Annotated in this window: 26 protein-coding genes; 21 read left to right on the top strand and 5 right to left on the bottom strand. The window is 36.2% G+C overall.

Going from position 1 to position 26,302, the window contains the following annotated elements; genetic code table 11:
- Positions 1-2 precede the first annotated feature (2 nt).
- Entirely contained in the window at positions 3-1,157 is a 1,155-nt protein-coding gene (locus tag AWV75_RS08860; RefSeq protein ID WP_060874026.1) for a 5-(carboxyamino)imidazole ribonucleotide synthase, read from the bottom strand.
- A 608-nt stretch (positions 1,158-1,765) separates the two neighbouring features.
- On the opposite strand from AWV75_RS08860, the gene hpt reads away from it, so the two are divergent.
- The 11 genes from hpt (at position 1,766) to AWV75_RS08915 (ending at position 12,129) form a co-directional block, all read left to right on the top strand.
- The gene (hpt, locus tag AWV75_RS08865) at positions 1,766-2,299 is read left to right on the top strand and encodes a hypoxanthine phosphoribosyltransferase (RefSeq protein WP_002987547.1); all 534 of its coding nucleotides are present in this window, start codon (positions 1,766-1,768) and stop codon (positions 2,297-2,299) included.
- A 33-nt stretch (positions 2,300-2,332) separates the two neighbouring features.
- Positions 2,333-2,908 carry an adenylate kinase gene (locus AWV75_RS08870; RefSeq protein ID WP_060874027.1) on the top strand — a complete coding sequence of 192 codons (576 nt, stop codon included), beginning with the start codon at positions 2,333-2,335 and terminating at the stop codon, positions 2,906-2,908.
- A gap of 53 nt (positions 2,909-2,961) precedes the next feature.
- Positions 2,962-3,963 carry a GTPase ObgE gene (obgE, locus tag AWV75_RS08875; RefSeq protein WP_060874028.1) on the top strand — a complete coding sequence of 334 codons (1,002 nt, stop codon included), beginning with the start codon at positions 2,962-2,964 and terminating at the stop codon, positions 3,961-3,963.
- Positions 3,964-4,136: 173 nt separating this feature from the next.
- A complete protein-coding gene (locus tag AWV75_RS08880; RefSeq protein ID WP_060874029.1) occupies positions 4,137-6,455 on the top strand; it encodes a putative monovalent cation/H+ antiporter subunit A in 2,319 nt (772 codons plus the stop codon).
- Complete coding sequence (locus tag AWV75_RS08885) at positions 6,436-6,876, top strand: Na+/H+ antiporter subunit B (protein ID WP_002987541.1); 441 nt, start codon at positions 6,436-6,438, stop codon at positions 6,874-6,876. The genes AWV75_RS08880 and AWV75_RS08885 overlap by 20 nt, the downstream gene beginning before the upstream one ends.
- Before the next feature lie 18 nt (positions 6,877-6,894).
- Entirely contained in the window at positions 6,895-7,248 is a 354-nt protein-coding gene (locus AWV75_RS08890) for a Na+/H+ antiporter subunit C (protein ID WP_002987540.1), read from the top strand.
- Entirely contained in the window at positions 7,245-8,756 is a 1,512-nt protein-coding gene (locus tag AWV75_RS08895; protein ID WP_002987539.1) for a proton-conducting transporter transmembrane domain-containing protein, read from the top strand. The genes AWV75_RS08890 and AWV75_RS08895 overlap by 4 nt, the downstream gene beginning before the upstream one ends.
- A gap of 8 nt (positions 8,757-8,764) precedes the next feature.
- Entirely contained in the window at positions 8,765-9,250 is a 486-nt protein-coding gene (locus AWV75_RS08900; protein WP_060874030.1) for a Na+/H+ antiporter subunit E, read from the top strand.
- Positions 9,247-9,522 (top strand): cation:proton antiporter, encoded by a 276-nt coding sequence (locus AWV75_RS08905; protein ID WP_002987537.1) that lies wholly within the window; start codon positions 9,247-9,249, stop codon positions 9,520-9,522. The genes AWV75_RS08900 and AWV75_RS08905 overlap by 4 nt, the downstream gene beginning before the upstream one ends.
- Positions 9,515-9,919 (top strand): monovalent cation/H(+) antiporter subunit G, encoded by a 405-nt coding sequence (gene mnhG / locus AWV75_RS08910; RefSeq protein WP_060874031.1) that lies wholly within the window; start codon positions 9,515-9,517, stop codon positions 9,917-9,919. Before AWV75_RS08905 ends, mnhG begins: the two co-directional genes overlap by 8 nt.
- Before the next feature lie 53 nt (positions 9,920-9,972).
- Complete coding sequence (locus tag AWV75_RS08915; RefSeq protein WP_060874032.1) at positions 9,973-12,129, top strand: S46 family peptidase; 2,157 nt, start codon at positions 9,973-9,975, stop codon at positions 12,127-12,129.
- 486 nt (positions 12,130-12,615) lie between these two features.
- Here the strand turns inward: AWV75_RS08915 and AWV75_RS08920 are convergent, their stop codons facing one another.
- Positions 12,616-13,056 carry a DUF4190 domain-containing protein gene (locus tag AWV75_RS08920; protein WP_060874070.1) on the bottom strand — a complete coding sequence of 147 codons (441 nt, stop codon included), beginning with the start codon at positions 13,054-13,056 and terminating at the stop codon, positions 12,616-12,618.
- Positions 13,057-13,329: 273 nt separating this feature from the next.
- Between AWV75_RS08920 and AWV75_RS08925 the strand changes: the two genes are divergently transcribed.
- From AWV75_RS08925 to AWV75_RS08935, 3 genes are all read left to right on the top strand, one after another.
- Positions 13,330-14,682, top strand: a complete 1,353-nt coding sequence (locus AWV75_RS08925) for a UDP-N-acetylmuramate--L-alanine ligase (protein ID WP_060874033.1) — start codon at positions 13,330-13,332, stop codon at positions 14,680-14,682.
- 132 nt (positions 14,683-14,814) lie between these two features.
- Positions 14,815-15,555, top strand: coding sequence for a JAB domain-containing protein (locus tag AWV75_RS08930; protein ID WP_060874034.1), 741 nt, complete (start codon positions 14,815-14,817; stop codon positions 15,553-15,555).
- Positions 15,556-15,610: 55 nt separating this feature from the next.
- Complete coding sequence (locus AWV75_RS08935; RefSeq protein WP_060874035.1) at positions 15,611-16,309, top strand: YjjG family noncanonical pyrimidine nucleotidase; 699 nt, start codon at positions 15,611-15,613, stop codon at positions 16,307-16,309.
- Between the two features lie 15 nt (positions 16,310-16,324).
- On the opposite strand, the gene AWV75_RS08940 is transcribed toward AWV75_RS08935, so the two are convergent.
- Positions 16,325-17,602 carry a replication-associated recombination protein A gene (locus tag AWV75_RS08940; RefSeq protein ID WP_060874036.1) on the bottom strand — a complete coding sequence of 426 codons (1,278 nt, stop codon included), beginning with the start codon at positions 17,600-17,602 and terminating at the stop codon, positions 16,325-16,327.
- Positions 17,603-17,755: 153 nt separating this feature from the next.
- Here AWV75_RS08940 and AWV75_RS08945 point away from each other — a divergent pair, with 153 nt between their 5' ends.
- Positions 17,756-18,496 (top strand): rhomboid family intramembrane serine protease, encoded by a 741-nt coding sequence (locus AWV75_RS08945; protein WP_060874071.1) that lies wholly within the window; start codon positions 17,756-17,758, stop codon positions 18,494-18,496.
- Between the two features lie 407 nt (positions 18,497-18,903).
- Here the strand turns inward: AWV75_RS08945 and rlmB are convergent, their stop codons facing one another.
- Together rlmB and AWV75_RS08955 are read right to left on the bottom strand one after the other, a co-directional pair.
- Entirely contained in the window at positions 18,904-19,638 is a 735-nt protein-coding gene (gene rlmB / locus AWV75_RS08950) for a 23S rRNA (guanosine(2251)-2'-O)-methyltransferase RlmB (RefSeq protein ID WP_060874037.1), read from the bottom strand.
- A 95-nt stretch (positions 19,639-19,733) separates the two neighbouring features.
- The gene (locus AWV75_RS08955; protein WP_060874038.1) at positions 19,734-21,395 is read right to left on the bottom strand and encodes a hypothetical protein; all 1,662 of its coding nucleotides are present in this window, start codon (positions 21,393-21,395) and stop codon (positions 19,734-19,736) included.
- Between the two features lie 183 nt (positions 21,396-21,578).
- On the opposite strand from AWV75_RS08955, the gene rpsL reads away from it, so the two are divergent.
- The 6 genes from rpsL to rplD all read left to right on the top strand — a co-directional run bounded on the left by rpsL (position 21,579) and on the right by rplD (position 26,296).
- The gene (gene rpsL, locus AWV75_RS08960; RefSeq protein WP_002987523.1) at positions 21,579-21,959 is read left to right on the top strand and encodes a 30S ribosomal protein S12; all 381 of its coding nucleotides are present in this window, start codon (positions 21,579-21,581) and stop codon (positions 21,957-21,959) included.
- Positions 21,960-21,984: 25 nt separating this feature from the next.
- Complete coding sequence (gene rpsG / locus AWV75_RS08965; protein WP_002987522.1) at positions 21,985-22,461, top strand: 30S ribosomal protein S7; 477 nt, start codon at positions 21,985-21,987, stop codon at positions 22,459-22,461.
- Between the two features lie 21 nt (positions 22,462-22,482).
- A complete protein-coding gene (gene fusA, locus AWV75_RS08970; protein WP_060874039.1) occupies positions 22,483-24,618 on the top strand; it encodes an elongation factor G in 2,136 nt (711 codons plus the stop codon).
- Positions 24,619-24,630: 12 nt separating this feature from the next.
- A complete protein-coding gene (gene rpsJ / locus AWV75_RS08975; protein ID WP_002987520.1) occupies positions 24,631-24,936 on the top strand; it encodes a 30S ribosomal protein S10 in 306 nt (101 codons plus the stop codon).
- A 113-nt stretch (positions 24,937-25,049) separates the two neighbouring features.
- Positions 25,050-25,667, top strand: a complete 618-nt coding sequence (gene rplC, locus AWV75_RS08980; protein ID WP_002987519.1) for a 50S ribosomal protein L3 — start codon at positions 25,050-25,052, stop codon at positions 25,665-25,667.
- Positions 25,667-26,296 carry a 50S ribosomal protein L4 gene (gene rplD / locus AWV75_RS08985; protein ID WP_002987518.1) on the top strand — a complete coding sequence of 210 codons (630 nt, stop codon included), beginning with the start codon at positions 25,667-25,669 and terminating at the stop codon, positions 26,294-26,296. Before rplC ends, rplD begins: the two co-directional genes overlap by 1 nt.
- The last annotated feature ends 6 nt before the right edge of the window (positions 26,297-26,302 follow it).

Genomic DNA, 26,302 nt, shown 5'->3' on the forward strand with positions numbered 1-26,302 from the left:
TCTTATTGACTGATTACTTTAATGGTTTCTTTTACTTTTTGAGCGATTTCTCTCGCTTTATTCATATCGCTATTTACGATAGTGACATGGCCCATTTTGCGGAAAGGTCTTGTTTCTCTTTTGCCATAAATATGAGGAGTAACTCCAGGAATAGCTAAGATCTCATTCATTCCCTCATAGTATACTTGGCCTGTGTGTCCTTCTGCACCCACTAGATTAACCATAACACCTGCAACTTTACTATCGGTATTACCTAACGGTAAATCCAAAATAGCGCGGATGTGTTGTTCAAATTGCGAAGTATAACTTGCTTCAATAGAATAATGACCAGAATTGTGTGGACGAGGAGCAACTTCGTTGACTAGAATTTCGTCTTCTTGTGTTTGAAACATCTCCACCGCTAATAATCCAACGTGGTTAAACTTCTCAGAAACCGTTAAGGCAATTGCTCGTGCTTTATCTGCAACGGTTGCATCAATACGTGCAGGACAGATAACATATTCGACTTGGTTTGCCTCAGGATGAAATTCCATTTCTACCACAGGAAAAGTTTTAATTTCTCCAGAGGCTGAACGCGCTACAATTACCGCTAATTCATTTTTGAAAGGAATCATAGTTTCAGCAATACATTCTACTTCAGGTAGTGCGGTAAGATCTGCAGTAGAACGAACAACTTTTACTCCGTTTCCATCATACCCAAATTGTGCCGATTTCCAAACAAAAGGAATAGATACCGTTTGTTGATTTACTGCAGCAACTAAATCTTCTTTAGTGGTAAAACGTACATAAGGAGCTGTAGGAATATGATGGGAAGCATAAAAATCTTTTTGCTTGCCTTTGTTTTGAATCAAACGCAATGTCTCAGGAGCAGGATATACTTTAACGCCTTCTTGCTGTAATTGATCTAAAGCTTCAAGATTAACACCTTCAATTTCGATGGTTAGAACATCTACTTTTTTTCCAAATCGATAGACCGTTTCATAATCCATCAAATCTCCTTGAAAAAATTGGTGTGCACCAAATTGTGCAGGAGCTTCTTTACTTGGGTCTAAGATGAAAGTAGCAATATCAAATTTGCGTGTATCGTACAAAAGCATTTTGCCTAGTTGTCCGCCTCCTAATATTCCCAAGCGAAAATCAGTTGAATAATAATTCATTGTGTTGTTGTAATTGTGTTTATGCAAAGATATACTAAATCAAATGGTGTACATAAAATAGAACCAAAAAAAGTGGGTTAGGTTTGAGATAAGATAATACAAGGCAGAGAAAGGAAGGATTAGGTAGATGGTAGGGGAATGTAGTAGTTTTAACTTTTATTAATCTGATTTATTATTTTTTGAAACTGAATTTGTTTTTAATTCTAATGCGCGAGTTTTTGGATTGTGAAAAAAAACTTAAAACAAAACTTGTTTAGTTAAAAAATTAACTTATATTTGAAATCGATATTACATGGTACAACGTATTAGAAGATAATATATACCCTTGATCTGGTGTATAAAAAATAATCTTAACAATAAAACTTATTAGCTTTGGTTTTAGAGTTAGATTGAATTAGTTTGTTTTAGACGTAGCGTTTGAAGAAAGCGCTACGTTTTTTTGTTTACAGGTTTGCGGTTTGTTCTTTGCGCTATTTTACCAACTTCGTCTTCTCATCCCCTCACCAAGCTCACCGTAACAAAATGAATTTGTTTGGAATTCATCTGTTAAGGAGTATAAATGTGCTGTATCTTTTTTGTATATTTGCAAATTATCAATTCAATTGTTTATGGAAATTCAAGTTTTAGACAAGACTTTTGTTCCTTTTATTTCGGAAAAACAGATTCAAGAAAGATTAGGGGAGATAGCAAATGAGATTTTGCGTGATATGAATGGGGAAATACCAATCTTCATTGGTGTTTTGAATGGATCTTTCATGGTGGTTTCGGATTTAGTTAAGCAATATAAAGGCAGCTGTGAGATGAGTTTTGTAAAGATGGCTTCATACATCGGGACTCAATCAAGCAATCAAGTGAATCAACTTTTAGGTTTGGATATTGATGTGACGGATCGACGTGTAATTATTATTGAAGACATCGTGGATACGGGAAATACATTAGTAGCTCTAAAAAAACTTTTTGAACAACAACGCCCAAAAGAAGTTAGAATTTGTACGTTGTGCTTAAAGCCAGAAGCTTACACCAAAGACATTAAACTAGATTATGTCGCTTTTGAAATTGAAAATAAATTCATCGTGGGGTATGGGATGGATTATGATAAACACGGAAGAAATATTCCGGAAATTTATCAAATTAAAGAGTAATAAACAGTAACAGCATAAATAAAGTATAGTAGCATGATTGCAATAGTTTTATTTGGAAAACCTGGTGCAGGAAAAGGCACACAGGCAGAATTTCTTAAAGAAAAGTACAATTTAACTCATATTTCTACCGGAGATGTGTTTCGTTATAATCTAAAAAATGGAACAGAATTAGGAAAACAGGCCAAGGTCTTTATGGATAGAGCAGAATTGGTACCAGATTCTATTACAATTGATATGCTTGCAGATGAAGTAGAAAAAAACATGGATAAGGCTGGATTCTTATTTGATGGTTTTCCACGTACAATTCAACAAGCAGAAGCATTAGAAGCTTTATTAAAAGAAAAAAATATTCGTTTTGTAGGAACAATTGGATTAGAAGCAAATGATGATGTTTTAGTACAACGCATCCTAGAAAGAGGAAAAACAAGTGGAAGAGCAGATGACCAAGATGAGAAAATCATCAGAAGTCGCTATGAAGAATATAATGAAAAAACAGCACCATTAATTGACTATTATACAGGGAAAAACTGTTATAATTCAGTAGATGGTATCGGAACTGTTGAAGAGATTACAACGAGATTAAGCGGCGTAATTGACCGTTTGATTTAATTGATCTTTTGGATAAAAAAGACAAAAACAAAGAGAAGGTAATAAAATAAAAGATGACTGAAGGGAATTTTGTAGACTACGTAAAAATCTATGTGGCCTCAGGAAAAGGTGGAAGAGGTTCTACGCATTTACACCGTGAAAAATTTATTGAAAAAGGAGGTCCTGATGGTGGAGATGGTGGACGTGGAGGTCATGTCTATATTGTCGGTAACGAAGGACTGTGGACGTTGTATCACTTAAAATTCATGCGCCATATCAAAGCGGGGCACGGAGGAGATGGTGGTAGTTCAAGAAGTACGGGTGCTGACGGGGATGACCGAGTTATTGAAGTACCTTTAGGAACAGTTGTAAAAGATAAAGAAACAGGAGAAGTCCTGTTCGAAATTACTGAACATAATGAAAAAAGAATCCTTGGAAAAGGAGGAAAAGGAGGTTTAGGAAACTGGCACTTTAGAACGTCAACGAACCAAACCCCTCGTTATGCACAACCAGGGATGCCAGGAGAAGAACTCGATATTATTTTAGAGTTGAAAGTATTGGCAGATGTTGGTTTAGTAGGATTTCCAAACGCAGGTAAGTCAACGTTGTTATCAGTGCTAACTTCTGCAAAACCAAAAATTGCAGATTATCCTTTTACAACGCTAAAACCCAATTTAGGAATTGTAGCTTACCGTGATTTTAAATCGTTTGTGATTGCAGATATCCCTGGAATTATCGAAGGAGCTGCAGAAGGAAAAGGTTTAGGACATTATTTCTTACGTCATATTGAACGAAATTCTACACTTCTTTTCATGGTGCCTGCAGATGCAGAAGACATTAAAAAAGAATACGAAATTCTGTTGGATGAATTGAGACGATACAATCCTGAGATGTTGGATAAAGATCGTCTATTAGTTATTACCAAATCAGATATGTTGGATGCAGAGCTCCAAACAGAAATGAAAGCTGAATTAGATGAAGAACTAGAGGGGGTGCCTTATATGTTTATATCGGCAGTTGCCCAGCAAGGTCTTCAAGAGCTAAAAGATAAATTGTGGCAGATGTTAAATAACTAGCCCTGAAAGCGAGATTTTAAAATCTCGCTTTTTTTGTGGCTATATCTGTTTAAAAATGGTTATAGTTTTGTTAAAAAAAGGCGCGTTATTTGGCTTTAATTCCTTTTTTTTTGATTTTTTTATATATTTACCCTCAATAGAAATATTTGAAAAAAGAGAAATAAAGCTCATTTATGCTATTCATTATTTTACTCACTTTTGTACTAGCTTTTAGTACACTTTTTTTGAAGGGGTTAGGACGTTCTAAGTTTACAGGATTATTAACTTTAATACCATTAAGTCTTTTCATTTATTTCCTGTCCTATTTGCCAAAAATACAGTCAGGAAAAGAAGTCATGCTTTTTAGAAATGAATGGGTACCTTCCTTAGGTATCGCTTTTGACTTTAAACTAGATGGATTATCGCTCTTATTCTCCTTGTTGATTACAGGAATCGGAACACTCGTGTATTGGTATGCGTCTTACTATCTTAAAGGACATGTCTATATTCATCGATTTTTTGCCTACCTCGGACTCTTTATGGGCGCCATGCTTGGTGTCGTACTATCAGATAACTTAATTTCCCTATTTGTATTCTGGGAATTGACCAGTATTACTTCTTTCTTCTTGATTGGATTTAATAACGAAGAAGAGGATTCGCGTAAAAGTGCACTATGGGCACTTGGAATTACGGGATTAGGTGGATTCTTCTTACTCTCCTTCGCTGCAGTGATGGGAAGTATCGCAGGAAGTTATTCTATCCATGAACTTCTAACACAATCAGACTTCTTGAAAGAACATGCTTCTTATGGGGTGCTGTTGTTCTTCTTGTTCATGGGAGCCTTTACTAAATCAGCTCAATTTCCTTTTCATTTTTGGTTGCCTGGAGCCATGAAAGCCCCTACGCCAGTATCGGCTTATTTGCACTCAGCAACTATGGTGAAAGCGGGAATTTATCTTTTAGCGCGTTTTACGCCTATTTTAGGTGATCATGTGTATTGGAATACCACTTTGCAAATAATCGGTGGTTTAACCATGTTATTTGGCGCGATACACTCGGTATTCCGAAAGGATATGAAAGGAATCCTCGCGTATACCACAATTTCTGCTTTGGGACTGATTGTTTTCTTACTCGGTGTAGGATCAGAAAAAGCAATTTACGCAGCGAGTATCTTTATTCTAGTACACGCGCTGTATAAAGCCACTCTTTTCTTGGTCACAGGAACAGTAGACCATCAAACGCACACTAGAGATATCAATCAACTAGGTGGATTGCGTAAAACAATGCCTGCTTTAGCGGGGGCTGCCTTGATTGCGGCTTTATCTAGCGCGGGAATTCCATTGACTTTTGGATTTATTGGGAAGGAAATTATCTATGATGCAACGTATACCTATCCGATTAATGAATGGGCATTAGCCTTTACAGGGGCCGCTGTACTAACAAATATATTCTTGACCGCATCGGGGTTCCTCGTGGGGATTAAACCGTTTTTTGGAAAAGTGAAAAAAGCTTGCCAAGATGTGCCTAAACCGTCTATTCAAATGTGGTTGCCTCCTGTAATATTAGCTGTACTAAGTGTTGTATTTGGAGTATTACCTCAATTCGTAAATGAAGGAGTACTTGCATCGGTAGTTCGAGCGATTGGAGGAAAACCTATTGATATGGAATTGGCTTTATGGCATGGATTCAATGAAATCGTAGCGCTAAGTGGTGGAACCATTCTTTTAGGGACTGCCTTGTATTTTGTGTTTAAAGGATACAAAAATTCGTTGGCTGTTGTTTCGCCTTTCTATAACTTATCTCCACAGCATATCTTCGGTTTTGTCGTTGAGAAATTTAGACTATTTGCCTATACGTATACTCGATTATTCCAAAGCGGATATTTGCGCATCTATTTGATGGTGATTATTGTATTCTTTATTGGTTTAGTAGGGTATAAACTATTTGCAGATGTGCCTTTGCGTGTTAATACTGAGGGATTATCTGAATTTAGGGTATATGAATTGGTTGTATTCTTAATTACAGTGATTGCTATTTTCTTTGCAATCAATACGCCATCTCGTTTGTCTGCTATTGCAGCAACAGGAGTTGTAGGCTACTGTATCTGTTTAATCTTTGTATTTTACGGAGCACCTGATTTAGCCATGACACAGTTTGCCATCGATACGCTGACAGTGGTTTTATTTGTCTTAGTATTATTTAAATTACCTGGTTTCTTAAAATTGAGTAATCGAAGAATTCAATTCAGAGATGCTGTGGTTTCCATTGCTTTTGGTGGGTTAATCTCCCTAATTACGTTGCAAGCCTTAGTATCTCCAGCAGATAAAGAAATCAGTAGATATTATGCTGAAAATGCATACATCTTAGCCAAAGGGAAAAACGTAGTTAACGTAATCCTCGTGGATTTTAGAGGGTTTGATACATTAATTGAGACTATTGTACTTTCAATCGCCGCATTAGGAGTATATGGTCTTTTAAAATACAGAACGAAGGATGAGGAAATATCAGAATAAACACCACGTTTTAGATTCAACAATCTTGCGTACGGCAACCAATTATTTATTGCCTTTATTGATTCTGTTCTCCTTGTTTGTCTTGTTGAGAGGACATTATCTTTCTGGAGGAGGATTTGTAGGAGGATTAATCGCTTCTATTGCCTTCGTATTGCACTCTTTTGCGTATAGTACGAAACAGACCTTAGCCTTGTTTCAATTTTCGCCTATGCGTTTAATTGGTATTGGCCTATCGTTGTCTATTATAAGCGCAATATTACCCGTTTTTTTAGGGTTACCCGTGATGACAGGGGTGTGGTTTGCCGAATCAGTTGCCGTTATCGGTGCAGTAGGTACTGCCTTGTTTTTTGATATCGGGGTCTATCTCGTTGTAATTGGGGTTGTGTTGACCATCCTTTTTACAATCGCAGAGAATGTTTAATTAATTAGAAGCATTTACATGGAATTATTACTCGTAGTTTTAGTAGGTATATTATATTCTGCAGGCGTTTATTTAATGTTTCGCAGAAGTATGGTGAAGTTACTCCTCGGATTGATGATGTTGGGAAATGGTGCCAATATCTTGATTTTCCTAATGGGAGAATTAACCAAAGGAAAAGCGCCAATTATTGATGAAGAACACAAACAGTTCTTTGACGCTTATGCCGATCCCGTGCCACAGGCACTAATTTTAACCGCAATTGTAATCAGTTTCGGTTTAACCGCTTTCGCTATTGTTTTATTGAATAAGGTATATAGTACAACCGGTACAGATGATTTAGATTCCCTTAATATTCAAGATTTAGATATATGATTTCAAACTTCATATTAGCGCCAATTTTTGCTCATATGTTTACGGCGGTTGTTTTATTAATTTTTTGGAAGAATGTCAAAATCCAAAAAATAATAAGCATCGTTGGTAATAGTATTGCTTTTCTGTTGTGTTGGAATTTATTTGCCGCAACGTGGGAATATGGTGCCATTACTTTACAATTGGGGAGTTGGAAAGCTCCTTTTGGTATCACCTTCGTCGCTGATACACTGAGTGCGGTGATGGTACTCCTCACAGCAACAGTAGCACTAGCCGTAGGGATTTACTCCACATCTGCTATTAATATTAGCCGTATCAAATTCGGGTATTTTATTATTTTCCATTTTTTAATTATGGGATTGTTAGGTGCTTTCTTAACGGGAGACATCTTCAACTTATATGTTTGGTTTGAGGTGGTAATTATCTCTTCCTTTGTATTGTTAACCTTAGGAGGAAAGAAAAGACAAATGGAATCTGCGGTTAAGTATGTGACCATGAATATGCTGGCTTCCACTATTTTCTTAACGGCTATTGGAATTTTATACGGAATTACTGGAAGTTTAAATATTGCCGATTTAGCGCATCAAGTGTCTATTGTTGAAAATAGAGGATTAGTGTCCGTAACGGCTTTGTTGTTCTTCGTCGGATTTGGAATTAAATCGGCCGTATTCCCAATGTATTTCTGGCTGCCTTCTTCGTATCATACACCACCATCGGCAATTGGGGCTATTTTTGGTGGATTGTTGACCAAAATGGGGGTATACTCTATGTTTAGGGTGTTTACCATTATATTTCAACCAGACGATTTCGTTTTAGGTGTTTTTGTAGTAATCGCCATTCTAACTATGATTAGTGGTGCTTTAGGGGCAATTAATAAAAGAAATATCCGCCGTATCCTTTCTTACTTTATTGTATGTCATATCGGATATTTAATTGCAGGATTTGGTTTATATACAGAACTCGCCTTTGTAGGAGTTATCTTCTATTTAATTCACGATGTCATTGTAAAAAGTAACCTTTTTATGATGAGTGGATTGATACAAAAAATTAGAGAAACACAAGATATTAACCGTCTAGGAGGGTTGTATAAAGATTACCCAAAATTGTCCATCTTGTTTGCTGTTATTCTATTTTCGTTGGTGGGAATTCCTCCTTTATCAGGATTCTGGCCTAAGATTATGTTGTTTCAGGAAGCTTTCCGATTGGAACAGTACGTCTTATTAGGAACTTTAATCTTCGCGAGTTTCGTCACGCTATTTATTGTGGCGCGAATTTGGTCTGAAGTATTCTGGAAAGACTTACCTAAACCCAATAGTGAAGAAATTGATCACTTTGCACCATTTGTGAGCTCTGGAAAAGTAGCCTTAATTTTACCAGTGGTCGCTTTAGCAGGGGTATCCCTATTTATTGGGTTAAATGCTCCATTAATTTTCGAAGTTTCAGAACGTGTTGCACATGAAATGATGAATCCTTCGATTTATATAGAATCAGTTTTACAAGGCATAAAATAACGAGAAGTATGTTAAAATATTTTTTACTTAATATCTTATTGACCTTTGTTTGGGTTGCGCTAACAGGACAATTAAACTACGCCAACTTCTTCTTTGGAGGGGTAGCTGGTTTCTTTATCCTATGGATGTTGACGAAAACCTCTTCCAATAAAGCCGATAAGGAATACTTTTATCGCGTACCTAAAATTATCGTTTTTATTTTTTACTTCTTTGTGGATATGCTACAAGCAAATTTACAAGTGGCGATGGATGTAATTACACCCAATTACCATACAACGCCAGGAATTATTAAATACGAAATCGATGCGGAAACAGATTTTGAAATTACCATGTTAGCGAACATTATTGCGCTTACACCTGGAACAATGGTAATTGATATTGCAGATGATAAAAGCCATATCTTTATTCATACCATGTACCTAAAGGATAAAGATAAATTCATTCAACGCATGAAAGAAAGAACTGAAAAGAAACTATTAGCTATTTTACGATGAGAGTAGAAACCTATTTGATCTATGTGGTAATGCCGATCATCTGTTTGTCCTTAATCTTGATTTTTATTCGATTTTTAAAAGGACCTACAGTGGCGGATCGCGTAGTGGCTATTGATTTACTGATTACCGTCGGAGTTGGATTTATTGGACTATTTAGTTTAATCGCCAATAACCCTATTTTTTTAGACGTGGCTGTCATCATGGCGCTGATTGCGTTCTTGAGTACTGTAGCCTTTTCGTTTTACTTAGATAAAAGAGATAGAGATGACTGATTTACTAATCATGATATTAAGCACACTAGGAGCAATTTTTATTTTAATTGCTTCTATCGGTATTTTTAGAATGCCCGATTTTTATACCAGACTTTCCATTACAATTAAAGCAGCAACGTTGGGAATCGGATGTATCCTCGGAGCTGCAGCCATTCACTTCTCAGAGTTTTCTATTACCACCAAAGTGTTTGCGATTGTTTTCTTCTTGTTTATTACCTCACCAGTAGCTGCCTTCTTAATTGCAAGAACGGCGTATATGACGGGAATTAAATTGTGGAATAAATCTGTAGCGGATGAATTAAAAGATAAATATGGTTTTGATGAATCTTGTGAAATAGAGGAGAAAAACACTTGTTTGAACCAGAGTACCAATAAAAATGATGAAGAGAAGGATTAATTATTTTGTTTATTAAACTATCTTCGCAAACTAAGTAACATACTATTATAATTATGAAAAAAATCGTTTTATTACTGACGGCATTTTTACTTGTTGCGCCTATCAAATTGAAGGCCGATGAGGGAATGTGGTTTTTAATGTTCATCGAGCGTTTGAATCAACGCGATATGGAAAAAATGGGATTACAGCTTACGGCTGAAGAAATTTACAGTATTAATAATCATTCATTAAAAGATGCAATTGTGCAATTTGATGGAGGATGTACTGCAGAAATAATCTCAAATCAAGGATTGGTTTTGACAAACCACCACTGTGGATATGATAAGATTGCTAGCTTATCTACACCAGAAGATGATATTTTAACTAATGGATTTTGGGCGAAAGACAAAGCTGCAGAAAGACCAGCAAAAGGTTTATCTGTTCGTTTCTTCGTTCGTATGGATGACGTGACTAAACGTATCTTATCACAGGTTAATAATAAAATGACGGAGGAGGAAAGAGAAAAAGTAATCAACCAAGAGATTGCTAAAATTCAAAAAGAAAATGATGGCGATGGAAAATATACGGTATCAGTAAAATCTTTCTTCCAAGGAAATGAATACTACTATTTTGTATATGAAGATTACAATGATGTTCGCTTAGTAGGTACACCTCCAAATAGTATTGGAAAATTTGGTGGAGATACAGACAACTGGGAGTGGCCACGTCACACAGGTGATTTCTCAATGTTCCGCGTTTATACTGATAAAAATGGTAACCCAGCAGAATATAATGCTGCAAACGTTCCAATGAAACCGAAACATTCTTTACCAGTTTCTATCGCTGGAATTAAAGAAGGTGATTTCTCTATGATTTTAGGATACCCTGGAAGAACAAACCGTTGGATGCCAGCACAAGGAGTAGAGCAAAATATTAAGTTTGCATACCCAGCTTGGGTTGAGGGATCTAAATTAGGAATGGATGTGATGAAAAAACACATGGCTAATGATGATGCTGTGCGTTTAAATTATGCTTCTAAATATGCAGGTGTAGCGAACTACTGGAAAAATAGACAAGGGATGATTGATGCTTTAAATCAACACCAAACAGTAGCTACGAAAACAACAGCAGAAAAAGAATTCCAACATTGGGCTGATAAGAAAGATAATAAAGCAGAATTCGGTAATGTAATTAACGATATCAATGCTTTCTATAATGCGACAAATACAAAAGCACGTCATGACAATTATTTGATGACGATGTTGCGTACGTCTGCATTAGCTGCTGCTCCTTATCGTTTATCTGGAGGAATGGAAGCTTATGCTGCTGGAGATGATAAGAAAAGAAAAGAAATGCATGATGAGTTCGTTGCTTATGTTAATGAGATCTATGACGGACAAAGTGAAGCATTAGAAAAAGAAATGTTGGCAAAACAATTGGAGTTGTATGCTACAAAATCTGAAGGATATGCAATCGCTCCTTATGTAGCGCAAATTCAAAAAGAATACAACGGCGACTTTGCTAAATTTGTAAACAAAGCCTTTGAAGAAAGTGTGTTTGCTAACAAAGAAAGAGTATTAGCTTTCATTGCTAAACCAACAAGTGGTACTATTAGCAGAGACCCATTATTGAAATTATCAGTTTCTATTATGGAGCAATACCGTGCAAAAAGCGATGAATTAGCGAAATTAGAAGATAAGTACCAAAAAGCATATCGTCTATTTGTTGATGGAGTAAGACGTAGTAACCCAACAGGGAAATACTACCCAGATGCTAACTCGACATTGCGTTTAACCTATGGAACAGTAAAAGGGTTACCAAGAGGTGAAAAAGCTAATGACGCAAAAGAAAATTGGTATACTACATTAAAAGGTACGATTGCAAAACACGTACCAGGTGATGAAGAGTTTGAAGTACCACAAAAATTAATCGATTTGTATAAGACTGCTAATTACGGTATGTATGCAGATAAAGAAGGACACTTGCCAGTAAACTTCTTAACAAACCACGATATTACAGGAGGTAACTCTGGTTCACCTGTATTAAACGGAAAAGGAGAGTTAATTGGATTGGCTTTTGACGGAAACATCGAAGCAATGGCAGGAGACGTAATTTACGATCCAGAATTGCAACGTACAATCAACGTTGATATTCGTTATGTGTTGTTTATTATTGACAAGTTTGCTGATGCAAAACACATCATCGAAGAGATGAACATTGTGAAAAAATAAGAATAAAAGCAGTAGTAGACTCCGTGTTTCCTACTGCTTTTTTATATTGGCTTTAGTATTACAATAAGCCACAAATAAAAACAGCTTGCAATTGCAAGCTGTTTTTATTTTTTAAGTCAATCCTAACAGAGGTAGAAAAGCATATAAAAAGAAGATACAAAGTATAACTATATCGATGAGCATTACTTGTTTGTTGTACCGTGTAGCAGGTAGTAAAAGTAATATACCTCTTGAAAACCCTACATAAACAAAAAACAAAAATATCGAATAGCTATAAGGATTAATCAACTCTTTTTTGCCCCTTAGTAAGGCCATAAAATCTCGGGTTAACCCTCTACTTTTACACAAAGCTTCTGGCAGTCCTTCACAAGCGGAACGAATACTTAGCGTGGTTGAGGTTGTGATAGTGAGTAGAAAAATATACCCAAATAAGCACAGCATAAGGGAGAAAAAAATCCAATTGATAATCTTGTAATTTGTCACTCTTTATTCTGCTACTTGTTCTTCTATAAATAAACTGTCTTCTTGATTGTGAAGTGAATCTGACTCATCTTCTTCGTAGTATTCGTACTCTTGATTATTCATACTATCTAACTCTTTCTGAACTTCATCAATGTTTTTGATTGCTGCTGTTGTTACAGAAGCAAATAGAAGACCCCAAAGTAGAATGATAGCGAAGCTGATAGCTCCAAGAACAAGACCAGCAATTCCTAAACCTTTAGATTCGCTGTGTTTTTTTGCGCTAGAAATAGCCAAGATTCCCAATACAATAGCTGCAACTGAAACAATGATTGCAATCATACCAAAGCAAGGGATGAAAGAAGCAGGTAAAGCAATAATACCTGAAACAAGTGATAAAATACCTAAAACTTGTGTGTTATTACCACTTTTCTGTGATGGTAATGGTGGCGGAGTGTAATTGTCCATAGGGCGATTTTTTGAATAAAATTTTGACGAAAATACGATATATTTTTTCTTAAATGTTAATAAAATAGTAAAAATGACGGGTGCAAGTGGAATTTGATATTGAATTTGACAGGAAAACACCTGAGAGTAAAGAAGTAATGCGTTAGTAAAACTAAAAAGTAAAAGACGAGAATCAGCTGTTTTTTCATGAAGCATTGCGAAAAGTATCCTGTTTTTTCAGTAATAAAATCGTAATTTTAACGCCAATTACAAATCGACTTAAATAGATAGATAATGCGCATACATTTTATTGCAATCGGAGGAAGCGCCATGCACAATTTAGCCTTAGCCTTACATGCAAAAGGCGATATTGTTACAGGAAGTGATGATGCTATTTTTGAACCTTCTAAAACACGATTGGCAAAACAAGGCTTGTTGCCAGAACAAGAAGGATGGTATACAGAGAAAATTACAGCGGATATTGATGCCGTAATCTTGGGTATGCATGCAAAAGAAGATAATCCAGAGTTGATTAAAGCAAAAGAATTAGGTCTTACAATCTACTCCTATCCTGAGTTTATTTATGAACATGCAAAAAATAAAACGCGTGTAGTGATTGGAGGATCACATGGTAAAACAACCATTACTTCTATGGTGTTACATGTCTTGAATTACCATGGTGTTGAGGTAGACTATTTAGTAGGCGCACAGCTAGAAGGATTTGATCGTATGGTGAATTTGACCGATGACAATGATTTTATGCTGATAGAAGGGGATGAGTACTTATCTTCTCCTATTGATAGACGACCAAAGTTTCATTTATATGAACCTAATATTGCTCTGCTTAGTGGTATCGCTTGGGATCATATTAATGTGTTTCCTACTTTCGAGAATTACGTTGATCAATTCCGTATTTTTATTGATAAAATTACCAATGGAGGTATTTTAATCTACAATGAAGAAGATGCTATAGTGAAGCAAATTGCGGAAGAAAGCACAAATCCTATTCGCAAGATTCCTTATACAACGTTGGAAAATGAAATTGTAGATGGAGTAGCATATCTAATTACTTCAGAAGGACCAATGCCATTAGAAGTATTTGGTCAACACAATATAAACAATATTAGTGGAGCTAAGTGGGTATGTCAGAATATGGGAATTGACGAAGATGATTTCTTCGATGCGATTACAAGTTTTAAAGGAGCTTCTAAGCGCCTGGAAAAATTGTACGATGAAGGAACTACAGTGGTGTATAAAGATTTTGCACATTCGCCAAGTAAAGTAAAGGCAACGATGAAAGCGGTTCGTGAACAATACCCCAACAAACAGGTAGTGGCTTGTTTAGAATTGCATACCTATAGTAGTTTAAATGCTGATTTTCTATCAGAGTATAAAGGAAGTTTAGATGCAGCGGATCAAGCGGTGGTGTTTTATTCGTTGGATGCGTTAAAAATTAAGCGCATGCCTGAAATTACAGCCGAGCAAATGAAGACTGCTTTTGAACTACCAGCGTTGATAACCTATACTAATGCAGACGACTTTAAAACCTACATAAAAAACCTAGACCTAAAAGATAGTGTATTGCTATTTATGAGTTCCGGAGATTATGGCGGATTAGATTTGAATGAATTTATTCAGACGTTATAAATAAAAAAATCCTTTCATTGAAAGGATTTTTTATTTTGAGACCTTTAGTAATCGAAGAATACGAGAAAGAACATTGAGATGTGGAGTGATTTTTGAAGCAGTTAGATTAGTCTAGCTACTAATCATATCAACATGTCCGATACAAAAAAACCGATTAACACGTGGGCAGAAGACGATCGCCCTAGAGAAAAACTCATACTCAAAGGAAAAGGCGCTTTGAGTGATGCAGAACTAATTGCTATTTTAATTGGTTCAGGAAATAAAGAGGAATCCGCAATAGACCTCAGTCGTCGAATTTTAAAAGAGAATGAATCAAGTTTAGCCGAACTTGCGAGGCAGTCTGTATTGAATTTGCAGCGCTTTAAAGGAATAGGAGAAGCCAAAGCAATTGCTATCGTAGCCGCATTAGAATTAGGACAACGTCGGCGCATAGCAGATAAATTGAGTAGAAATAAAATAGGCTCTAGTCAGGATGTGTTTGAATTGATGCAACCTAAAATAGGAGAGCTGCCCCATGAAGAGTTTTGGGTGGTCTTTTTAAATAATGCTAATCATATACGAGGTGTTGTAGCCAATCATACAGAGCCTTTCATCAAATACCAACTCATCGATGCAGTCAATATTAGTAAAGGAGGCATGGCGGGAACCGTGGTTGATTTGAGGATTTTATTTAAACTGGCATTAGAAAAACAAGCGACTGCTGTAATTCTAGTACATAACCATCCTTCGGGTAAACTTGTACCTAGTGAAGCAGATATTCAGATTACTGAAAAAATTAAAGATGCAGGAAACATTATGGACATTGCAATTTTAGATCATCTCATCATTACAGAGTACGATTATTATAGTTTTGCTGATCATGGACGATTCTGATGTGGATTTTTTTTCAAAATGCGTACTTTTGTATCTTTAATAGGAAAAAGTACCAATGTCTTTAAAAAAGTTTGAACATAAAACCGATATATTTTTTGACCTTGACCATACGCTTTGGGATTTTGAAAAAAATTCAGCTTTAGCTTTTGAGCAAGTGTTGCATGAAATGAAATTGCCTTTTACAATTGAGCAATTCTTGAATTACTATGTAAGTATTAATGCAGAATATTGGGACCGCTATAGCTTGAATCAAATTTCACAAGCGGAACTCCGTATAGGAAGAATTCGCGATACCTTCAATTCTTTAGCTTATACAACATCTGTAGATTGTATGTTAGAAGTAGGAGATCGATATCTTTCTTATCTGCCAAATTACAATCATTTGTTTGATGGCGCAATTGAAATTTTAGATTACTTGAACGAGAAGTACAAGTTGCATATCATCACCAATGGATTCGATCAGGTACAAGCGAGAAAAATAAAAAATTCAGGAATGGGAGGTTACTTTCAAACCATTACTAACTCTGAATTAGCAGGAGTGAAAAAACCCGATGCAAAGATCTTTACTTATGCGTTGCAGTTGGCAAAAGCTCAAGTGCAAGATACAGTTATGATTGGAGATAATCTTTTAGCAGATATTGAAGGAGCACAAAATATAGGAATGGATGTGATTTATTATAATGAACACCATAAAACTGTTCCAACAACCTTACCTCAAGTCAATACATTATTAGATATAAAAAGCCTGCTGTAATAGCAGGCTTTTGTATTAATAGTTGTATTTGAATTGCCATCTGTTTTTTAAGAAATCACGCGTGCCGTTTTCTCTGCTGTTTTGCCCAGGTTCGTATAAAACCGTGCCACTTAATTCGGTTGGCAGAAATTCCTGATCAACAAAATTGTTGGGATAGTCATGAGAGTATTTATAGTCTTCCCCATATCCTAATTCCTTCATTAATTTGGTAGGTGCATTGCGCAGGTGAATAGGAACAGATAAATCACCGGTTTGTTTTACTAGTTGTTGGGCTTTGCCAATAGCGATATAAGTAGAATTACTTTTGGGCGAAGTAGCTAAATAAATAGCACATTGACTTAATAAGATTCTACTTTCTGGATAACCAATCACAGATACGGCCTGAAAAGTATTGGTTGCCATAATTAAAGCCGTAGGATTGGCATTGCCTATATCTTCAGATGCAGCAATCACCAAACGACGCGCAATAAATTTGACATCTTCCCCACCTTCAATCATACGCGCCAACCAATATACAGCTCCATTGGGATCACTCCCGCGAATAGACTTGATAAAAGCGGATACAATATCGTAATGTTGTTCCCCTGTTTTGTCATAGAGTACCGTGTTTTTCTGAACAACTTGCATCACATAATCATTCGTCAACACGACATCGTCTCCTGTTGTGGCATTTACAATTAGCTCAAAGGTATTGAGTAGCTTTCGCCCATCTCCACCCGATACGCGGAAGAGCGCCTCTGTTTCTTGCAAGGTGATGCGTTTGGAGCGCAGGAATGAATCTTTTTCAATTGCGCGATCCAATAAAGCACGTAAGTCTTCTTTTGTAAAAGCATGTAAGGTATATACCTGACATCTGGAAAGCAAAGCTGGGATTACTTCGAAACTAGGGTTTTCTGTGGTAGCTCCAATAAGGGTAATCCAACCGCGTTCAACCGCAGCTAAAAGCGAATCTTGTTGCGACTTACTGAAACGGTGAATCTCATCTATAAATAGAATAGGGTTGCGAGCCGTAAATAACCCGTGATTAGATTTAGCCTTTTCAATAACTTCTCGCACATCTTTAACACCAGAATTAATTGCACTCAAAACATAAAAAGGACGCTGACTCTCTTTGGCCATAATTTCGGCTAACGTTGTCTTTCCTGTACCTGGAGGACCCCAAAATAGCAAAGAAGGAATAAAGCCAGTTTGTAATTGCTTCGTTAAAATTCCTTGTTCACCCACTAAATGAGCCTGACTAACATAGTCTGCTAAGGTTTGTGGTCGTACTCGTTCTGCTAATGGTGCATCCATGACTATATGATTTTGAGAAATACAAAAATACAACCTATAATGCCGAATAAAAAACAGTCAACCAAAATTGTACTGAAAACCATGTAGTTTGTATGGTTGATTTGAAAGACTATTTTATATCTTTATGTTTTATGTACTAACGAAAACATGCAAATGAAAGATAAGCAACTTGTCGTGACGGCTAATCTAATTATACTGCCTATCGTATTCTTGATGGTGATATGGAGTGTATATTGGTTGGATTGGAAGGACTATTTACAACTCTATCAATATGGCGTTTATCCTCGTACGCTAAAAGGATTGAGAGGAATTCTTTTTAGCCCTTTTATTCATGGAGGACTCAAACATATATATAACAACTCAGTGGCTTTATTTGTCTTGCTTTTGTTGTTGCAATTTTTTTATAAGAAACAAGTATGGCAAGTGCTGGGATGGGGGATTTTGTTTTCTGGATTTGGAACGTGGTTGATTGCTCGTGAAAGCTATCATATCGGTGCAAGTGGATTGATTTATGTACTTGTGAGCTATATGTTTTTTAAAGGAATACAAACCAAGTATTTTCGTTTAGTAGCCCTTTCGCTTTTAATTGTTGTACTCTATGGAAGTATGATTTGGTATGTCTTTCCTGATATTGAGGAAGGAATCTCTTGGGAAGGGCATTTGAGTGGATTCATTACAGGTATGATCTTGTCTTTTGTATTGAAGAATCCTGAATATGCAGAGACCATATATAAATATGAATGGCAATCACCAAATTATGAACCAGAACTCGACCCCTTTATGCAATGTTTTGATGAAAATGGAAACTTTGTAATTATACCAAAAGAAGTACAGGTCGCAATCGATTTGAAAAATCCCTATCGAACTACTTTGCCTATTGTTTATGGGAAATGAGAAAATGGAGATAGGAAAGGGGAAAGGAGAAGTTTTGCAAAAGCAAAAAAATAACATCATCCTAAAATAAGAAACATTGGCTTAGGGTATTGTATAAGGTTCTTTCGACTTTCCTTGGAGATTCCTTCGACATTCCTTCGACATTCCTTCGACAAAAGGGGGTGTTTTCCAAGGAATCTCCAAGCATTGTCCAAGGAATGTCCAACAAAGCTACTACTAAACCCTTATGATAGACAGAAAAGGATAGATTTTGTGGAGCCATTTACTCTTGTATTTTGCAGAGTACAATAAAAGAATATTGTTTAAAATAAAAAGGAACGGATTGCAATTGCAATCCGTTCCTTTTTATTTTAAACGTTACTATAAGTTTAAGCTTTTCTCATAACCCATAACCCATAACTCATAACTTATCTTCGTTGTCTGATAATTTCATATAAAAATGCACCACAAGCAACAGATACATTTAGAGAATCAATGCTGCTAAACATAGGAAGTTTCGCTTTTTCGTCGATGATTTTTAATACAGATGGATTGATTCCTCTGTCTTCACTACCCATGATAATCGCTAAAGGGATATTTAAATCTACATCGTAAATTTCCTTTTCTGCTTTTTCAGTAGCACCTATCGTCATAACTCCAGATCCTTGTAAATAGAAAACAGCATCTTTAATGTGGTCTACTTTACAAATCGGAATATTGAATACAGCACCAGCAGAAGTTTTTATGGTATCTCCATTTACAGGAGCAGCGCCATTTTTAGAAATGATGATTCCATCAGCCCCACAGCAAACTGCTGTACGAATGATAGCACCAAAATTACGCGCATCTGATAATTGATCCAAAACAACAAATAAAGGTTTTTCTTTTTTCTCTAATGTAGTTTCAACTAACGCTTCTAAAGTGACAAAAGTAATAGGTGCAATCGTTCCGATAGCCCCTTGGTGATTTTTTTTCGTTAAGCGATTCAGTTTCTCAATAGGCACATAAGAGAAATTAATGTTATTTCTCTTCAATGACTTGATTAACTCATTCATTAATTCACCTTGAGCATCCTTTTGTAAGAATACTTTATCTATATCTTTTCCTGCTTCAATGGCTTCGATTATCGCACGAATACCAAAAATTTGATTCTCCTGATCCATGGTGCAAATGTAGCTATATTTTTAATAATCATTTGATGTTTTTTGTTTTACAACTAAACTTTTGTATCCATTTCGAGGTAAAGGATAAAAGAAAATTAAAAGAGGGTTTTAAACCCAATGTGTATCGTGGTGTTGTCAAAGGAAAAGGGGATACCAGGCTGCTTGCCATTGGCAAAAGAAAGGTTGAAATAGCTAGAAGAGGTAATGAATCCTAACCCCATACCGATACTATATAAGGTATGTTTTTGATCTAAAGGTTTATATTCTTGTAGCGCATAATCAAATATCGTATGTAAATAGAGACTAGGATGAACTAAAAAGCGATACTCGGTATTGATTAAGTTTAGCTGATTGGCTAGCAAGCTGTTTTCTTGAAAACCGCGTAGCGATTGTGTACCACCAAAGCGATACAATTCATTTACGAGGTAATCTTTACTAAAGAGTGAATAATAAGTCCAATTGATATAGAAAAAGTGCTTAGGAGCTAACTCAATGTTTTTATTGGCTTGAAGTTGCAGGATGTATTGTGATTCTTTCGCTTCTTCTGTTGTACGATTTCCTGTACCTACTAGGGCATCTAAAGAATAATTGACAGGAAATAAAGGCAGGTAATTTCTCTTCTTAATTAAGGTATAATTAAGGGTGTAAAATTTGCTGTCAAAATTTGCCATGGAAGGTAAGATGCTCGTAGTTGTTGAAGAAGTACTTTGATAACCTACTTTGATGTTTTGGTTGTATTGAATTGCATAACCAATTTGCAAGGCTAGCTTGGTGTTTTGATAAATGGTATCTTGTTTTTGTATGTTCAGCTGACCGCTAAGGTTGAGTGGAGTATTAAATAAGTAAACAAAAGAAGTCTTGAAGTCAAATTGGGTTTGTTTGTTCGCATCGCTTCTCCAATATAATTGAAGCGTTTCTCCTTTATTTAATACATTGTTTAAGGCTAAATCCAAATATCCTGCTAATGTAAATTTTTCATTTTCATCTGTACTAAATCCCATAAAACCATCAAAGGTATTGGTGTTGACCTTGTCTAGGTAAAGATATAGTGTGGTGTTATCTGCAGTGAATAGGGTTTCCGGTGTTTTATATTGCTTTAAAAAATCCAATTCATTTAAGGTTTCAGTTAAATTAGAAACGAGTTGATCACTATACGGTTTATTGAGGTAGCGCTTCGTAACCTGTCTGATGATTTTTTCAGGAACCTGACCGCTGCTTTGGATGGCAATGTTATTTAATTTTCTGCTTTGTGTCAAATTGAGCTGGAGGTCACAGTATAAAGTGTTATTTAGGATGTTGTGATTACTCAATTGTAGAGCAGACATTCCCAATCCCTCTTGATCCAAGAGCTGCGTGTATTGTTGCAACTTCGCTGAGAGTAATTCAAAATCGAAGCGAAGGCTGTCTTGGGTAAAACCAAGTCGTTGCTGAAGGGATGGATCTAAGTTTTTATTCGATAAAACAACTTGGCGAATAGGATCTCCTAATATATAGGTGTATACTAAGGCTTCCTCTTGTTGTTCTCTATCTTTTGTGAAAGACAAAAAGCCTTTTCGATACAAAAGCTGATCAATACTATCTAGTGTTTGTTTAATGGATTGTAAATCAGGGTGATTTTTTTTGTACCCCAAGTTGCGAAGCAATTCGCGCTCTTTCGCTTGCGCTGAAGTTAGTTCAAGCGTCAGGGCTGTATTTTGACCATAGGAGGCTAAACACAGGAATAACAAGAAAAAAAAAGGGAGAATAGACTTGAACACTTGGGCGATATATTTACGTGTAAAGTAAAATAAAAAAAGTAAGAAGCTGAGACTTAAAGAATAAAATAAATAAATTACTTGAAAATTAATAAATTGTCTTTTGAAAAAAGAAAAAAACTTTCTACATTTGCAACCCCGTATATAGTGGGGAATAATATATTGTAGAAATTATTAATAAACATTATGCCAACAATTCAACAATTAGTAAGAACAGGGAGAACCCAATTAACTAAGAAGAGTAAATCGGTTGCTTTGGATTCTTGTCCTCAAAGAAGAGGAGTTTGTACGCGTGTTTATACTACTACACCTAAAAAACCTAACTCTGCAATGCGTAAAGTTGCAAGGGTACGTTTGACAAATGGTAATGAAGTAAACGCTTACATCCCAGGAGAAGGACACAATTTACAAGAGCACTCGATAGTATTAGTTAGAGGAGGAAGGGTAAAAGATTTGCCAGGTGTTAGATACCACATCGTACGTGGAGCTTTGGATACTGCTGGAGTAAACGGTAGAACTCAAAGAAGATCTAAATATGGTGCAAAACGCCCTAAAGACAAAAAATAATCGTTTAAACGTTTAAGAAAAAGACATGAGAAAAAGACAGGCGAAAAAGAGACCTCTTTTACCAGATCCGAAATTTAATGATCAATTAGTGACGCGTTTTGTAAATAACTTAATGTGGGACGGTAAGAAGTCTACGGCTTTTAAAGTATTTTATGATGCTTTAGCAATCGTTGAAGAGAAAAAACAAGATGAGGAGAAAACTTCATTGGAAATTTGGAAAGAGGCTTTAACTAACGTTATGCCACACGTAGAGGTTCGCTCTCGTCGTGTTGGAGGTGCTACATTCCAAATTCCTATGCAAATTCGTCCAGATAGAAAAATTTCTATGGCAATGAAATGGATGATTTTGTATGCGAGAAGAAGAAATGAGAAATCCATGGCTGCAAGATTAGCTTCTGAAATTTTAGCTGCTGCTAAAGAAGAAGGTGCTGCGGTTAAAAAGAGAATGGATACGCATAAAATGGCTGAAGCTAATAAAGCGTTCTCTCACTTTAGATTTTAATCCATACAGAAAAATTATACAATGGCAAGAGATTTAAAATATACAAGAAATATTGGTATCGCTGCTCACATCGATGCTGGTAAAACAACTACTACAGAACGTATTTTGTTCTATACAGGTAAAAACCATAAAATGGGAGAAACTCACGAAGGATCTTCTACTATGGACTGGATGGAGCAAGAGGCGGAAAGAGGTATTACTATTACTTCAGCAGCGACTACTTGTACTTGGAATTTCCCAACAAAACAAGGTGAGAAGATAGCTGAGTCTATGGAGTACCACTTCAATATTATTGATACTCCGGGTCACGTTGACTTTACAGTAGAGGTGAACCGTTCTTTACGTGTATTAGATGGATTAGTATTCTTATTTAGTGCAGTTGATGGTGTTGAGCCACAATCTGAAACTAACTGGAGATTAGCTGATAACTACAAAGTTCCTCGTATGGGATTCGTTAATAAAATGGACCGTCAAGGAGCTAACTTCTTAGCAGTATGTCAACAAGTTAAAGATATGTTGAAATCAAACGCTGTGCCAATCGTTTTACCAATTGGTGATGAAGCAGATTTCAAAGGGATCGTTGACTTAGTGAAAAACCGCGCAATTGTATGGCATGATGAAAATCATGGTTCTACTTTTGACGTTGTTGACATTCCTGCTGATATGATCGATGATGTTAAACAATACAGAGGTCAATTAATCGAGGAGATCGCGGCTTATGACGAGAACCTTCTTGAAAAATATATGGAAGATGAGAACTCAATTACTGAGGACGAAATTCACAGAGCATTACGTGCTGCTACATTAGATATGAGTATCATCCCAATGTCTTGTGGATCATCATTCAAAAACAAAGGTGTTCAGTTTATGTTAGATGCTGTTTGTCGTTACTTACCTTCTCCAATGGACAAGGAAGCTATCGAAGGAACAAATCCTGATACTGAAGAGCCAGTTGTACGTAAGCCTTCAGTTACTGAGCCGTTTGCTGCATTAGCATTTAAAATCGCTACCGATCCTTTCGTAGGTCGTTTAGCTTTCTTTAGAGCTTATTCAGGACACTTAGACGCTGGTTCTTATGTATTGAACACGCGTTCTGGTAACAAAGAGCGTATTTCTCGTATCTACCAAATGCACGCGAACAAACAAAATCCAATCGAATATATTGAGGCTGGAGATATTGGAGCTGCTGTAGGATTCAAGGATATTAAAACTGGAGATACTTTATGTGATGAAAAATATCCTATCGTATTAGAAAGTATGGACTTCCCTGATCCTGTAATTGGTATCGCTATTGAACCAAAAACAAAAGCGGATATGGATAAAATGGGTACTGCTTTAGCTAAATTAGCAGAAGAGGATCCAACGTTTACTGTGAAAACAGATAAAGCATCTGGACAAACAGTTATCTCTGGTATGGGTGAGTTACACTTAGATGTATTAATCGACCGTATGAGACGTGAATTCAAAGTTGAAGTGAACCAAGGTGAGCCTCAAGTTGAATACAAAGAAACACTTACGCGTGCTGCTCAACACAGAGAGTCTTATAAAAAACAATCTGGTGGACGTGGTAAATTCGCGGATATCGTATTTACAATTGGACCTGCTGATGAAGTGGATGGAAAACCATTCGTTGGATTACAGTTCGTAAATGAGGTAAAAGGTGGTAACGTACCAAAAGAATATATTCCTTCTGTAGAAAAAGGATTCAAAGAAGCGATGAAACAAGGGCCTTTAGCAGGTTTCGAAATGGATTCGATGAAAGTTACTTTAACAGACGGTTCTTATCACGCGGTTGACTCGGATGCATTATCATTCGAATTGGCAGCGAAAATGGGTTACAAAGCTGCTGCAAAAGCTGCTGGTGCTGTAATTCTTGAGCCGATCATGAAGTTAGAAGTATTGACTCCTGAAGAAAACATGGGTGATATCGTTGGGGATTTGAACCGTCGTCGTGGACAAATCAACAGCATGGATGATAGAAATGGAGCAAAAGTTGTAAAAGCTTCTGTGCCATTATCAGAAATGTTCGGATATGTAACTACATTGAGAACGTTATCATCAGGTAGAGCTACTTCTACAATGGAGTTCTCTCACTACTCTGAAACACCATCAAACATTTCAGAGGCTGTAATCACTAAAGCAAAAGGAAACGCTTAATTTTAGAGAAAAATGAGTCAAAAAATCAGAATAAAATTAAAATCTTACGATCATATGTTGGTTGATAAATCAGCAGAGAAAATCGTAAAAACTGTAAAAAGTACAGGTGCAGTAGTAACAGGTCCAATTCCGTTACCAACTGATAAAAAAATCTTTACTGTATTACGTTCACCACACGTAAACAAAAAAGCTAGAGAGCAATTTGAAGTTAGTTCTTACAAAAGATTGTTAGATATTTATTCTTCTTCTTCTAAAACAATTGATGCTTTAATGAAATTAGAGTTACCAAGCGGTGTAGAAGTTGAAATTAAAGTGTGATAATCCGAAAGTAATTTCAAGAAAAATAAAAGAATAAGGATTAAGTATTAGTGTGGAAATACGCTAATGCTTAATTCTTTTAAATAAGTTTCAAATAATTTAATTAAATATTTATGTCTGGGTTAATTGGTAAAAAAATCGGCATGACTAGTATTTTCGACGAAAATGGAAAAAACATTCCATGTACAGTAATCGAAGTTGGTCCATGTGTCGTTACCCAAGTCAGAACCAATGAGGTTGACGGGTATGAAGCGTTACAACTTGGTTTCGATGACAAGACAGAGAAACACGCTACTAAAGCTGAGTTAGGTCACTTTAAGAAAGCGGGAACATCTGCTAAAAGAAAAGTCGTTGAAATCAAAGAATTCGAAGGAGAGCACAAATTAGGTGATGTTATCACTGTTGATTTGTTCACTGAAGGAGAATTCGTAGACGTTCAAGGTGTATCTAAAGGAAAAGGTTTCCAAGGGGTTGTTAAACGTCATGGATTTGGCGGGGTAGGACAAGTTACTCACGGTCAAAAAAACCGTTTAAGAGCGCCAGGTTCTGTAGGAGCTTCTTCTTATCCATCTAGAGTATTCAAAGGAATGCGTATGGCAGGAAGAACTGGAGGAGAAAATGTAACAGTACAAAATCTTAGAGTTTTAAAAGTAGTGGCTGATAAGAACCTACTTGTTGTAAAAGGAGCTATTCCAGGACACAAAAACTCTTATGTAATCATTCAGAAGTAATGGAAGTAAAAGTTTTAGATATTACAGGGAAAGATACTGGAAGAAAAGTTGAACTTTTAGATTCAGTATTCGGAATTGAGCCAAATAATCACGCAGTATATCTTGATGTTAAACAATATTTAGCAAATCAAAGACAAGGTACACATAAAGCTAAAGAAAGAGCTGAAATCTCTGGAAGTACGCGTAAGATTAAAAAGCAAAAAGGAACTGGAACGGCGAGAGCAGGAAGCATCAAGTCGCCAGTATTCAGAGGAGGAGGAAGAGTTTTCGGACCAAGACCAAGAAACTACTCTTTCAAATTGAATAAGAACTTAAAACGTTTGGCTAGAAAATCAGCGTTTTCAATTAAGGTTCGTGAAGAGAACTTAATCGTTTTAGAAAACTTTAACTTCGAAGCACCAAGCACTAAAAATTTCATTAGTGTATTGAAAGCTTTAGGGTTAGAAAATAAAAAATCTCTATTTGTGTTGGGTGAATCAAATAAAAATGTATATTTGTCATCACGCAATTTAGAGAAGGCTGCTGTTGTAACTAACTCAGAATTAAGTACTTACGCTATTTTAAACGCGGGAAGCTTAGTCTTGACAGAGGGATCTGTGGCTGGAATTGTTGAAAATTTAAGCAAATAATAAGAA

Source organism: Myroides odoratus (assembly GCF_001549985.1).
In the GTDB taxonomy this organism is placed as follows: Bacteria; Bacteroidota; Bacteroidia; order Flavobacteriales; family Flavobacteriaceae; genus Flavobacterium; species Flavobacterium odoratum_A.

Coding starts and splice junctions, on each gene's coding strand:
- AWV75_RS08860 (WP_060874026.1), bottom strand. CDS start 1,157: ATGAATTATTATTCAACTGATTTTCGCTTGGGAATATTAGGAGGCGGA.
- hpt (WP_002987547.1), top strand. CDS start 1,766: ATGGAAATTCAAGTTTTAGACAAGACTTTTGTTCCTTTTATTTCGGAA.
- AWV75_RS08870 (WP_060874027.1), top strand. CDS start 2,333: ATGATTGCAATAGTTTTATTTGGAAAACCTGGTGCAGGAAAAGGCACA.
- obgE (WP_060874028.1), top strand. CDS start 2,962: ATGACTGAAGGGAATTTTGTAGACTACGTAAAAATCTATGTGGCCTCA.
- AWV75_RS08880 (WP_060874029.1), top strand. CDS start 4,137: ATGCTATTCATTATTTTACTCACTTTTGTACTAGCTTTTAGTACACTT.
- AWV75_RS08885 (WP_002987541.1), top strand. CDS start 6,436: ATGAGGAAATATCAGAATAAACACCACGTTTTAGATTCAACAATCTTG.
- AWV75_RS08890 (WP_002987540.1), top strand. CDS start 6,895: ATGGAATTATTACTCGTAGTTTTAGTAGGTATATTATATTCTGCAGGC.
- AWV75_RS08895 (WP_002987539.1), top strand. CDS start 7,245: ATGATTTCAAACTTCATATTAGCGCCAATTTTTGCTCATATGTTTACG.
- AWV75_RS08900 (WP_060874030.1), top strand. CDS start 8,765: ATGTTAAAATATTTTTTACTTAATATCTTATTGACCTTTGTTTGGGTT.
- AWV75_RS08905 (WP_002987537.1), top strand. CDS start 9,247: ATGAGAGTAGAAACCTATTTGATCTATGTGGTAATGCCGATCATCTGT.
- mnhG (WP_060874031.1), top strand. CDS start 9,515: ATGACTGATTTACTAATCATGATATTAAGCACACTAGGAGCAATTTTT.
- AWV75_RS08915 (WP_060874032.1), top strand. CDS start 9,973: ATGAAAAAAATCGTTTTATTACTGACGGCATTTTTACTTGTTGCGCCT.
- AWV75_RS08920 (WP_060874070.1), bottom strand. CDS start 13,056: ATGGACAATTACACTCCGCCACCATTACCATCACAGAAAAGTGGTAAT.
- AWV75_RS08925 (WP_060874033.1), top strand. CDS start 13,330: ATGCGCATACATTTTATTGCAATCGGAGGAAGCGCCATGCACAATTTA.
- AWV75_RS08930 (WP_060874034.1), top strand. CDS start 14,815: ATGTCCGATACAAAAAAACCGATTAACACGTGGGCAGAAGACGATCGC.
- AWV75_RS08935 (WP_060874035.1), top strand. CDS start 15,611: ATGTCTTTAAAAAAGTTTGAACATAAAACCGATATATTTTTTGACCTT.
- AWV75_RS08940 (WP_060874036.1), bottom strand. CDS start 17,602: ATGGATGCACCATTAGCAGAACGAGTACGACCACAAACCTTAGCAGAC.
- AWV75_RS08945 (WP_060874071.1), top strand. CDS start 17,756: ATGAAAGATAAGCAACTTGTCGTGACGGCTAATCTAATTATACTGCCT.
- rlmB (WP_060874037.1), bottom strand. CDS start 19,638: ATGGATCAGGAGAATCAAATTTTTGGTATTCGTGCGATAATCGAAGCC.
- rpsL (WP_002987523.1), top strand. CDS start 21,579: ATGCCAACAATTCAACAATTAGTAAGAACAGGGAGAACCCAATTAACT.
- rpsG (WP_002987522.1), top strand. CDS start 21,985: ATGAGAAAAAGACAGGCGAAAAAGAGACCTCTTTTACCAGATCCGAAA.
- fusA (WP_060874039.1), top strand. CDS start 22,483: ATGGCAAGAGATTTAAAATATACAAGAAATATTGGTATCGCTGCTCAC.
- rpsJ (WP_002987520.1), top strand. CDS start 24,631: ATGAGTCAAAAAATCAGAATAAAATTAAAATCTTACGATCATATGTTG.
- rplC (WP_002987519.1), top strand. CDS start 25,050: ATGTCTGGGTTAATTGGTAAAAAAATCGGCATGACTAGTATTTTCGAC.
- rplD (WP_002987518.1), top strand. CDS start 25,667: ATGGAAGTAAAAGTTTTAGATATTACAGGGAAAGATACTGGAAGAAAA.